Raw genomic sequence first — 1106 nt, forward strand, 5'->3', positions numbered from 1 at the left:
TTCCTTGAACCGCATGGTTCAAGGAACTATCCGGTATTAGCTCCGGTTTCCCGGAGTTATCCCAGTCTTACAGGCAGGTTACCCACGTGTTACTCACCCGTCCGCCGCTAACATCCGGGAGCAAGCTCCCTTCTGTCCGCTCGACTTGCATGTATTAGGCACGCCGCCAGCGTTCGTCCTGAGCCAGGATCAAACTCTCCGAAAAAGTACAAAACCGAAGTTTTGTTTTTCGTCAGCGTTTGACTGACTACCTATGAAGTATCATAGGATTTTTTATAAAACTCGAATTAACAGGTACGTTTTGTCTTGTTTAGTTTTCAAAGATCATATTGGTGGAGCCTAGCGGGATCGAACCGCTGACCTCCTGCGTGCAAGGCAGGCGCTCTCCCAGCTGAGCTAAGGCCCCATAAAAGATGGTCGGGAAGACAGGATTCGAACCTGCGACCCCTTGGTCCCAAACCAAGTGCTCTACCAAGCTGAGCTACTTCCCGATCTTAATGGCGCGCCCGAGAGGAGTCGAACCCCTAACCTTTTGATCCGTAGTCAAACGCTCTATCCAATTGAGCTACGGGCGCTTATTTATAATGCCGAGGGCCGGACTTGAACCGGCACGGTAGTCACCTACCGCAGGATTTTAAGTCCTGTGTGTCTGCCAATTCCACCACCCCGGCGTGGATGGTATAAGCGGAAGACGGGATTCGAACCCGCGACCCCCACCTTGGCAAGGTGGTGTTCTACCACTGAACTACTTCCGCATTACAGGATTTCTTTATTTTATTTAGCAATGCGGGTGAAGGGACTTGAACCCCCACGTCATAAAGACACTAGATCCTAAGTCTAGCGCGTCTGCCAATTCCGCCACACCCGCATGAAACATGGTGAGCCATGAAGGACTCGAACCTTCGACCCTCTGATTAAAAGTCAGATGCTCTACCAACTGAGCTAATGGCTCGCTTTAAAAGCGACTTGTCTATCTTACCATATGAAAGTGGTGCCGGCAAGAGGACTTGAACCCCCAACCTACTGATTACAAGTCAGTTGCTCTACCAGTTGAGCTACACCGGCTTTATCTATCCTAACATTATGTAAGAATAAATATGGTGGAG

General features: G+C 49.7%; 8 tRNA genes and 1 rRNA gene. All 9 read right to left on the reverse strand.

What is annotated here, in order from left to right:
- Positions 1 to 205 (reverse strand): 16S ribosomal RNA (locus AOQ70_RS19670); the annotation flags it as partial.
- A gap of 125 nt (positions 206 to 330) precedes the next feature.
- A tRNA-Ala gene (locus tag AOQ70_RS04435) sits at positions 331 to 406 on the reverse strand.
- A gap of 8 nt (positions 407 to 414) precedes the next feature.
- Positions 415 to 491: transfer RNA gene (locus AOQ70_RS04440), tRNA-Pro, on the reverse strand.
- A gap of 7 nt (positions 492 to 498) precedes the next feature.
- Positions 499 to 575 (reverse strand) — tRNA-Arg (locus AOQ70_RS04445).
- Positions 576 to 585: 10 nt separating this feature from the next.
- Positions 586 to 671 (reverse strand) — tRNA-Leu (locus AOQ70_RS04450).
- Positions 672 to 683: 12 nt separating this feature from the next.
- A tRNA-Gly gene (locus AOQ70_RS04455) sits at positions 684 to 755 on the reverse strand.
- A gap of 30 nt (positions 756 to 785) precedes the next feature.
- Positions 786 to 868, reverse strand: a tRNA-Leu gene (locus AOQ70_RS04460).
- 8 nt (positions 869 to 876) lie between these two features.
- Positions 877 to 952 (reverse strand) — tRNA-Lys (locus tag AOQ70_RS04465).
- A gap of 37 nt (positions 953 to 989) precedes the next feature.
- Positions 990 to 1065, reverse strand: a tRNA-Thr gene (locus AOQ70_RS04470).
- Positions 1066 to 1106: the final 41 nt, after the last annotated feature.

Source organism: Bacillus sp. AM 13(2015) (assembly GCF_001518755.1).
GTDB lineage: Bacteria > Bacillota > Bacilli > Bacillales > Bacillaceae > Bacillus > Bacillus safensis.